Source organism: Synechococcus sp. R55.7 (assembly GCF_047461955.1).
Taxonomy (GTDB): Bacteria; Cyanobacteriota; Cyanobacteriia; order Thermostichales; family Thermostichaceae; genus Thermostichus.
In genome coordinates, this window is sequence record NZ_JANSIC010000093.1 from 1 (window position 1) to 10,014 (window position 10,014).

Annotated in this window: 6 protein-coding genes; all 6 read right to left on the reverse strand. The window is 58.9% G+C overall.

Going from position 1 to position 10,014, the window contains the following annotated elements; all coding sequences use genetic code 11:
• Nucleotides 1–270: 270 nt before the first annotated feature.
• The 6 genes from NW820_RS06600 to NW820_RS06625 all read right to left on the reverse strand — a co-directional run bounded on the left by NW820_RS06600 (nt 271) and on the right by NW820_RS06625 (nt 9,976).
• The gene (locus tag NW820_RS06600; protein ID WP_414343695.1) at nt 271–1,377 is read right to left on the reverse strand and encodes a phosphotransacetylase family protein; all 1,107 of its coding nucleotides are present in this window, start codon (nt 1,375–1,377) and stop codon (nt 271–273) included.
• 78 nt (nt 1,378–1,455) lie between these two features.
• The gene (locus NW820_RS06605; protein WP_414407030.1) at nt 1,456–2,880 is read right to left on the reverse strand and encodes a TrkH family potassium uptake protein; all 1,425 of its coding nucleotides are present in this window, start codon (nt 2,878–2,880) and stop codon (nt 1,456–1,458) included.
• A 59-nt stretch (nt 2,881–2,939) separates the two neighbouring features.
• Nucleotides 2,940–3,629 carry a potassium channel family protein gene (locus NW820_RS06610; RefSeq protein WP_414329043.1) on the reverse strand — a complete coding sequence of 230 codons (690 nt, stop codon included), beginning with the start codon at nt 3,627–3,629 and terminating at the stop codon, nt 2,940–2,942.
• A 70-nt stretch (nt 3,630–3,699) separates the two neighbouring features.
• Nucleotides 3,700–5,046 carry an ATP-dependent protease ATP-binding subunit ClpX gene (gene clpX, locus NW820_RS06615; RefSeq protein WP_414343692.1) on the reverse strand — a complete coding sequence of 449 codons (1,347 nt, stop codon included), beginning with the start codon at nt 5,044–5,046 and terminating at the stop codon, nt 3,700–3,702.
• Nucleotides 5,047–5,855: 809 nt separating this feature from the next.
• Nucleotides 5,856–7,916 (reverse strand): NAD-dependent DNA ligase LigA, encoded by a 2,061-nt coding sequence (ligA, locus tag NW820_RS06620; RefSeq protein ID WP_011432958.1) that lies wholly within the window; start codon nt 7,914–7,916, stop codon nt 5,856–5,858.
• Between the two features lie 32 nt (nt 7,917–7,948).
• A complete protein-coding gene (locus NW820_RS06625; RefSeq protein WP_414407031.1) occupies nt 7,949–9,976 on the reverse strand; it encodes an ArsA family ATPase in 2,028 nt (675 codons plus the stop codon).
• Nucleotides 9,977–10,014 lie beyond the last annotated feature (38 nt).

Here is a 10,014-nt window from a genome sequence, read left to right on the forward strand (position 1 = left end):
CGAACAAAAACCCCCAGAAAATCTGGGGGAGGAGTGGTGTGTTGAGGTGATGAATACTCGCATGATATCTCTCGAATTCGGTGAGTAGGCCAAACCGGCGATAGATCCCTGCGTTTTTTTGCAGAAATCATTGCAGATACTGGAAAGCATCAGACACTAGAGACCAGCGCGTCAAAACTGAGCTTATTTCGTCTTGATCACATATAGTGCTCAATCTCGAAGAAATATCTATTTAGACACCAAATATAGAGAAGCCAGTAATAACTTTTCTTATGCACCTACCGCCGACACTAGGGGTTGTGTCAAGCCCAAATGAGCATAGAGACGGGAAAAGTCAAAATTCGCTGACATTAGCTCTTGGATGCAGCGGACTTTCACCTCCTCGTGCAGGCGAATCTGCCCAAAAACCCGTTCGATGCGGTTGATGGTGGTGAAGGTGTCCAGATCCACCGAGAGGATCGGCACTTCCAGCTCTTCTGCTCGAGACTGAATGCGGGGATCCAGAGGGAGCTTGCCGGTCAAGATCAGGCAGAGGGTGGAAGTTTCTAGGGCGGCCAGTTGAATATCGGTGCGGTCTCCGCCGGTGATCACCGCCTTGTGATCCAGCTTACGGAAGTACTTCAAGGCCGAGTTGACGTTCATCGCCCCTACCGCAATGTCTTCAACCATCAGGTCCATCCGATCCGGACAGCAGAGCACCTCGGCATCCAGTTGCCGCACCAACTCCCCAACGCTGATGCTGCGCAAAATGCGATGGGAGGGCAAAATCCCCAGCACCGGGATCCCGTGTCCCTCCAAAAAAGGCCGAATGATCGTTTTTGCCGGTTGCATTTGGTCAGGTGGCACATCGTTCAGCAGCACGCCTGCCAAGCGGGATCCCAGTTGACGATGGACAAAGAGAAGAGAATCAACAGCCAAGGAGGAATGGTAGCGACTGATCAGCAGTACCGGAGCATCCAGGGCTTGGGCCATCTTGGCCAGCGACAGGCCAAACAATTCCCCCTCGTAAAGATCGGCTGGGCCTTCCAGCAGCACCAAATCGGCAGGGGAGCGCTGGACAAACTCCAACAGAGGGGCAACCGGGCACTCTGGAGCTGGATCCCCGGGAGCTCGCTTCATTTGAGCCAGCAAAGCCTCTTCGTTGAGCCGGAGCAGCATCGGCGGCATTTGATCCATCGTCAGCCGCAGAGACTCCGCCACAAAGCGCATATCCGGATCGCCCCCTTCCAGCGAGCAATCTTCCCGCTCGCAAGAACCGATGGGCTTCCCATAGGTGACTTTTATCCCTTGCTGCTGCAGATGCTTGGCCAAACCCAAGATGGCAGCCGACTTACCGCTGAAGGGCTCAGTAGAACCAATTAAAAGGAACTTGGACACGGATGGCTCCCGGTAACGAGAGGGACGAAGGGATCCCTTACTCAGTCTAACGGAGGCTGCTCTCTCCTCAGTTCTGGACTAACCGATTAGGATCGACTCTTCAGGGTAGGTTACCAACGGGCGGGGCTGTTGTTGAGCCAAGGCCAAGACAATGGTCAATGCCCCCAACCGGCCCCAGAACATCACCAGCACAATGATCAGTTGGCCAAACCAGTTGAGCTCCCCGGTAAAGCCCGTCGAGAGGCCGCAGGTGGCAAAGGCGGAGATCACCTCAAACAACACCGGATCCAACCTACTGTTACTGTGGGTCAGCAAAATCAACCAAGCCGCCAACAATACCACAAACAGAGAAACCGTTAACACCGCTGCCGCCTTGCGCACCATGGAGGGATCCAAGCTGCGCCCGGCAATCTGAGCGCTGGGCAAACCGCGGGCATAGCCCCAGAGGGCCAACACCAACACCGCCAAGGTGCCGGTGGTCATGCCGCCCCCCATAGAAGCTGGGGCTGCCCCAATAAACATGAGAGCCATCAGCAGCAACTGGCTTGCCGGGGTCAAATCCTCAATGGGGATCCCGGCAAACCCAGCCGTTCGGGCAGAAACCGACTGAAAAAACGTCAGGCCCAAGCGGTGGGGCCAGCTTACCTCCAGCAGGGATCCGCCGGGCAAGCTCTCTCCCAAAAACAAGCCAATGCCGCCCGTGCAGAGCAAAACCACCACCACGCCCAGGGTAATCCGGGTGTGCAGAGAGGGGCGGTGGCCCCGTGGCCAGGTTAACAAATCCGACAAAACTGGGATGCCCAAACCGCCGATAAAAATCAGACCGGCCAAAATCGCCAGCGACAGACCGTCTGTAGGGATCCCTTCCCGGCCAAACAGGTCAAATCCTGCATTACAAAAGGCGGACACCGCGTGAAAAATAGCCAGAAAAACCGCCCGCTCCGGCCCATAGAGATCCCGCCAGTGCACCCAGAGCAGCAAAGCCCCCCCCAACTCAATGAGGGTGACCCCCAGCAGCACCCGCCGAGTCAATTCCAAGATCGCCCCCGGATCGATGAGACCCAGCGAATTGCACAGCGCCAAGCGATTGAGGAGGGAAATGCGCCGCCCGATCAATTGAAACACCACCACCGCCAACACCATGAAGCCCACCCCGCCAATCTGAATCAGGATCAGCAGCACAATCTGGCCCAACAGGGTGAGATCCTCCGCCGCCACAATCGTCGAGAGCCCCGTCACGCTCAGGGCCGACATGGCCGTAAACAGCGCCTCATTCCAGCTCAAGGGATCCCCGCGCCCGATCCCCGGCAACATGAGCACCAGAGTTCCCACCACTGCCAAGAGCCCCAACCCTGTAACCAGGCGCAATGGCGGTGGCAGCGGGCGACGCCTGTCCCCCCCCAAAAACCACTGCAGACGATTCCCAAAGGCCCTAGAGGACTGAGACAATGCCGAGCCCGGTGTCGGCAGGTGGCGGGCGCGGGATGGCACCGGTGGAACCAAGCGCTCAGAGCCCTCCTCTGGCGGAAGCGGGACGGAGCCCTCTCTCATCGGAGCCCTCCCTACATTTCATTCAGCCGCGAGATGTTGGTATTGGCCCCCAGAACCACCAGCAAATCCCCCTTTTCCAGCAGGTAGTCTGCGGGGGGAGAGACCACCAGCGATTGCTTTCGCTTCACCACCAGCACCGTGATGCCGAAGCGGCGACGCAGATCCGACTCCGCCAGCGTATGGCCCACCAACGCCTCCGGCACCTGTAATTCCGTAATGCTGTAGCCCGGCTCCAGCTCTAGCTGATCTAGGATCCCCGGTGCTGTCAACACCTGAGCCAAACGGCGCCCTGCCTCTTGCTCCGGCAACACCACCCGATCTGCCCCCACTCGCAGGAGAATAGAGCGTTGCCGCTCGGTCGACGCCTTACAGACCACATTGCGCACCCCCAGACTTTTCAGGGCCACCGTCGTCAGCAAATTGCTCTCAAAATCGCTGCCAATGGCCACCACCACCGTGTCGAAGGAGAGGATATCCACCGCTCGCAGCGCATCTTCATCGCTGGAATCGAGTGCCACCACCTGCGTCAGCTGATCCGCCAGGCGCTGCACGATCTCACGGCTGCGGTCGATCCCCAAGACATTGTGCCCTCGCTCCATCAAGGTGAGAGCCAAGCTAGAACCAAAGCGCCCCAGACCAATTACCGCATATTCACGATCCACCCGCTGTCGTTCGCGCCAGCGGAACGCAGTCCCTGCCATAGGATCTCCTGCCCCCTCTTTCAAGAACAGATCATAAGTTCATCCAGCAGGGATCGGAAGGGCCGCGACTCTAGGCCGACTCAGGCTTGGGCAGCGTAGAGGGGTGAGGAATCAGCTCGCGGGTGGAACGGCGCTCCACCATCTCTGCGGTGATGCGGATGTGCTTTAGGTCGCGGCGGGAGGGTGCCTCGTACATCACATCCAGCATTAGCTCTTCCACAATGGCCCGCAGGGCGCGAGCCCCGGTCTTGCGGCGATAAGCCTCTTTGGCAATGGCAGCAATGGCGGCAGGTTCAAACTCCAGTTCCACCCCGTCCATGCGCAACAGCTTCTGCGCCTGCTTGAGAATGGCGTTTTTGGGCTGCGTCAGGATCGCCTCCAGCGCCTTCTCATCCAGCGGATCCAAAGTCGCCACTACCGGGAGCCGCCCCGTGAATTCGGGAATCATGCCGTACTTGATCAAGTCTTCAGGCTCCAAAGCCTTGAGGGCATTGGCCATACGTTGCTCGCGGCTAACCGACAATTGCTCCCCTGGCTTGATAAAGCCCATCGATTTCTTGCCAATGCGCTGCTCGATTACTTTTTCCAGGCCAACAAAAGCCCCCCCGCAAATGAAGAGGATGTTGGAAGTGTCGATTTGAATGCAGTCTTGATAGGGGTGCTTGCGCCCTCCCTGGGGAGGCACGTTGGCTATTGTCCCTTCCAGCATCTTCAACAAAGCCTGCTGCACCCCCTCGCCGGAGACATCGCGGGTAATGGAGGGGTTCTCGCTTTTGCGGGCAATTTTGTCGATTTCGTCGATGTAGATGATGCCGCGCTGGGCCTCTTCTACGTCCATGTCCGCCACCTGCAGCAGGCGCAACAGGATGTTTTCCACATCCTCGCCCACATAGCCAGCTTCCGTAAGGGTGGTAGCATCTGCAACCGCAAAAGGCACATCCAACATGCGAGCCAGGGTTTCCGCCAGCAGGGTTTTGCCGGAGCCAGTGGGGCCAATGATCAAAATGTTGGACTTCTGTAGCTCCACCTCATCCAGTTCCGAAACTCCGACGCTACCGGGGTTGGCCTTGGCAGCCAGACGCTTGTAGTGGTTGTAAACCGCCACCGACAAAACCTTCTTAGCTTTTTCTTGGCCAATCACATATTGGTCGAGATAGCGCATGATCTCCTGCGGCTTGGGCAACTGCGCCAAAGAAGGCAGGCTGCGGGAGGATTTTTTAGGAGCTTCACGCCGGCCGCCGGCAGGGGCGGCAGCAGGAGGAGTGTTGCCGTCGTAGAGTTCCTCATCCAAAATCTCGTTGCAGAGCTCCACGCACTCGTCACAGATGTAGACCCCCGGCCCCGCAATCAACTTACGCACCTGATCCTGTGACTTGTTGCAGAAGGAGCACTTTAGATGGGAGTCATATTTGGCCATGGGATCCTCGTTGCTGCTTGCTCTTGGCTATCCTAATCCGGCAAAAGCCAGAAGAAAACTAAACCTTCCAATCCAGTCGCAAATTGGCTGCGAAAGCGTAAGGAGGCCGAAGTTGGTGGAATCTCACTGACCTACTAGTCTAGCATCTCCACTGGGCTCGTAGGGCTTGTTTCCGGATCCCCAAGGGGGCAGGGTGCCAAGAGATTCCCATGGGGATCAACTGGAAAGACTGGAGATATAGTCATTTCAAACTGGATTGAGACACTTCCCAAGCGCTCGGTGCCGCTTCCGCGACCACCCACTCTTCAGGGAGCTGGGAAGCAATGCAACGGAGGTGTTTCATTCTTGCTTCAAAGTGACCATAAGCTTCTCCAGCGCTCTGCGCTACCCGTGCAAACGCCACAGCCTCGGTTCTCCCCAAGTGTCTTACAAGGAGGAAAACTGGAAATGGAAGGGGTGAGCCGTTTCGCTGCTATCGGGAATGGTCATACATCCTTTGGACGGATTTATAGAAAAACCGCCCGACTTGACGCCGAGCGGAAGATGGTGTGAGGAGTGAACGGAAACATGCGTCTCCGCTGATCCCATCATAGTTGACCTTATCTGGCACTGGCAAAGGAATCCTTCAGTTAAGTTGGATACTTTTTGGAGGTGTGGCCGCGCCTTTTTGTAACCAAAAAGGGGAAGGAACTGTCCGTGTTTCGTTCGCTTCCCCCTATTGGCGTCCACTCCTCACTAGAGATGAATCATAAATTATCCCTGCCGCTAAGACAACCCACCCTACCCAAGTTTTTCGGGGATCCACCCTGTCAAGGATGCAGATCACCGGATTCCACGGTGGGATCCAGCGCCAACAGCTCCGCTTCGGTCAGCAGGGGGATCCCCAGTTGTTGGGCTTGCTCCAGCTTGGAGCCGGGGTCAGAGCCCACCACCACGTAGTCGGTTTGGCGGCTGACGCTGGCGGTGACTTTGCCCCCCCGACTCTCAATCCAAGCCTTGGCCTGCTGGCGGGAGAGGGTGGGCAAGGTGCCGGTGATTACGAATTTTTTCCCGGCCAGGATCTGGGAGACGGCAGGGTTCTCCTGCTGAGGAAGAGCGGGGATCCCTAGCGCCTGCAACTCCTGCAACAGGCGACGATGGGCCGGCTCGGCAAACCAGGCCACCACCGCTTCCGCCACTTCCGCGCCTATCCCATAGATCTGGGCGATGGTTTCTGCGCTGGCCTGGGCCAAAAGCTCAGGGGTGGGAAAATGGCCAGCCAAAATCTGGGCAGTGACCACCCCCACATGGGGGATCCCCAGCCCGTAGAGCACCCGTTCCCAGGGCTGCTGGCGAGAGCGCTGAATGGCTTGCACCAGCTTTTGGCTGGAGCGGGATCCCATTCCCTCCAAACCCTGCAACTGCTCTGGGGTGAGGCGGTAGAGATCGGCTACGGTGCGCACCCCCAAGCTCTCCACCAATTGGGCTGCCCGCTTTTCCCCTAAGCCTTCGATATCCAAAGCATCGCGGCTGGCCCAGTGCTGCAATTGGCCCCGCAGCTTGGCCGGGCACTCGGGGTTGGGGCAGCGGGTCACGGCTTCGCCGGGGGGACGAACCAAGGGGGTGTGGCATTCGGGGCACTGGCTGGGCAGGCTGTAGGGAACAGCGTCGGCAGGGCGCAATTCTTTTAGGATCCCGACCACCTCCGGGATGATCTCCCCGGCTTTGCGCACGATGGCAGTATCGCCGATGTGCACATCCAGCTCCCGCAGGCGATCGGCATTGTGCAGGCTGGCGCGGCTGACAAGGGTGCCGGCCAAAGGAACCGGCTCCAGCTCTGCCACTGGAGTGACGGCGCCGGTACGGCCCACGCTGGCCACGATGGCGCGGATGCGGGTGGGGACTTCCTGGGCAGGGTATTTGAGGGCAATGGCCCAGCGGGGAAATTTTTGCGTAAAGCCGGCCTCCTCCTGCAGCCGCAAGGAGTTCAATTTCACCACCACCCCGTCGCTGGCGTAGGGGAGCTGGGCACCCCGCCATCGCTCATAAAATTGGATCACTTCTCCCAAGCCCCGACAGACCTGGGAAAGGGGGTTGACTGGAAATCCCAATTCCTTGAGCTGCTGCAGACACTGCCACTGGGTTTGCGGGGGATCCCCGGCAGGCCATCCCTCCGGCCAGTGGAGGGCGTAGGCGAAGAAGCTGAGCTTGCGGGCGGCCACAACGCGGCTATCCAACTGCCGCAGGGTACCGGCAGCACAGTTGCGCGGGTTGGCAAAGGGGGGATCCCCAGCGGAACGACGCTCTTGGTTGATCCGTTCAAACTCGGCTAGGGCCAGATAGACTTCCCCCCGCACCTCCAAAACGGGAGGCGGATCTGCTGTCGCCAGCCGCAGGGGAATCGAACGAATGGCGCGCACGTTGGGGGTGATGTCCTCTCCGGCCTGTCCGTCCCCCCGAGTAGCACCCCGCTCCAAAAGACCCTCGATGTAGGTTAGGGCCAAGGCGGCGCCATCAATCTTCAGCTCACATACATATTCCAGCTCTCCCTCTGTCCTGCTGTCGGGAACAGGGGCACGGCCCAAAACTCGCAGCAGACGCTCTTGCCACTCCTCTAGCTCTTCTGGGTTGAAAGCGTTTTCCAAACTGTAGAGGGGGATGCGGTGGAAGACGGTGGGAAAATGCTCTGCAGGTTTTTCTCCCACCCGCTGAGTAGGGCTATCGGGAGTGACCAGTTCAGGGTAAGCCCGCTCCAGCTCTTGCAGCTCGCGGTAGAGGCGGTCGTAAACGCTGTCTTCCAGGATGGGCGCATCGTGGACATAGTAGGCAATGCTGGCCTTCTGCAGCAGGGTGCGCAGCTCGCGGGCGCGTTCTTCCAACTTGGGATCCATAACTCCTTGGGTGAGCAAGGTCTACCCCTAGGTTAGGGCTCCTGAGGAGCCAATAAGTAGGAGCCGATATTCTCCAAGCTGGGAGGATGTAGGAAGGGGATGGTCAAGATGGCCTGCTGGGAAAATGGCTGGGGGAGCTGGGCCAGAAGAGTCTGGTGACGACGGCGGAGGGCCTCTCCAAAGGGGGTAGAATCCTCCAACCACACCCGATTGAGAACGGCGTAGGGATGAGGGATCCCCAAAGCATCCAATTCCGCCAAAAGACGCTCGGTTTCTGCCAGAACTGCTTGCTCGGGGTTAAAGACGGGGATAAAGGTAACAAACTGGGGATCCTGGAGCTGCTGCCGAAGCTGCCGCACCTGGGCCAAAAGCTCCCGCATCCGCTGCGCCCATTCCGACCTGCCCACCACATCCCGATATTTCAGCCACAGCTTCAGGGCCAAGCTTACCCAACCTTCCAGAGCCTGGGGCATCTGCAGAAACCGCAGGAGATGGCCTGTGGGAGCCGTGTCCAGCACCACCAGGTCAAACTGCCCGCTCGTCTCCTGTCGGAGAACACTCAACAGGGCCATCACCTCATCCAGGCCGGGTGGAGGCATCTGCAGCAGTTGCCGCCACGCCTGTGGGTCGTATTGGACTTCCACCCCTGCCGTCCCCTCCCCTGCCAAGATGGCCGCCACCTCCTCCAGATAATCCTGCCGGAATTGCTCCAGCACCGCCGCCGCATCGACCTCCTGCCCCAGCAGGTTGGGCAGCAGGGGAATGGGATCCTGACCCAGTTTCGTCTGAAACAGATCCCCCAACGAGTGGGCCGGATCGATGGAGACCAGCAAGAGCTGCTTGTCGGGATGGCGCTTGGCCAAGGTCCAAGCCAGGGCCCCGGCCACCGTCGTCTTGCCCACACCCCCTTTGCCCCCCACCAACACCAGTCGGATCCCTTGGGTCAAAAAATCCGGTAGGGACGGGATCCCCTTGAAGGAAGGGAAGAGGGTGGAGAAGAGAGACTTTCTCTTCTCTTGGCTCTCTGCTTTTTGCTCTGGGATCCCTTCCAACTCCAGCAGCACCTCTGGCAAGGGGCGAAGCTGCTGCACCAGCCCATCTAGGGCCGCTAACCCAATTGGCTCCTGCAGTTGATAGGGACAGATCCAGATAGGATATCCGGGCAGCTCCTCCTGTAGGGCTTTGAGCACACGCCGCTGTTCCTGTTGCCGCGCCGAGTAGAGGGAAGAGGGGAGAGCGGTGGGCAGTGAGGATTGACTGGTATTTTCTCCTAGAAACAGCACCTGATTGACCAGAAGGCCGCCGATGGGCACGCGGCGGCTTTGCAGTTGCTGACAAAAGCGGCGGGTTTCCGCCACGCTCAACTGCTCCGGGATCATCACCAGCCAAGCAGAGGTGCTCTCCGGATTGGTCAAGCGGGCTTTGCCCCCCTCCAGTTCCCTCTGCAACTGGGCTAAAAATGCATCCGCCTCATCCGGTCGATAGGTGCCCGTCAGGGCTTGGGCGATCTCCCGATGCTTGGCCTGAAAGGTGGCAAACACGGCCAGCAGATTATCCAAAAAGTCGGGCAGCTCCAACAGCCGCAGGGTGTGCCCGGTGGGGGCCGTATCCAGGATGACCGTATCCACCTCCTCCCTCGCCAGCAGCCGGTTGACCTCCAGAATGGCCATCAGCTCATCCACCCCCGGCCAGGCTAAATCCCAGATCGGCAGCAGATCCTCTCGGCCAAACCAACTGCCCCGCTCGGCAATGAGCTCCAGGGCCGGCCCATAGGTTTGCCGAAAAGATTGCAACAAAATCTCCGCCTGCAAAGCCCGCACCTGTAAATTGGGGCGATCCGGCAAGGGTTGGGCCACATCCGTAACCGAGATTTGCAGCACGTCCCCCAACGAGTGGGCGGGATCTGTGGACATCAGGAGCAGACGGCGCTGGGGATCCACCTGGGCCAGTTGGCGAGCCAGCGCGCAGGTCAAGGTTGTTTTGCCCACTCCTCCCTTGCCGCTGAACAGCAAGAGGCGTTGGGAAGCCAAGAGCAGAGGATGGCAGGAATGCTGATACATTTACGCTGAACACTGCTGACCATTACTGCTCAACGGTG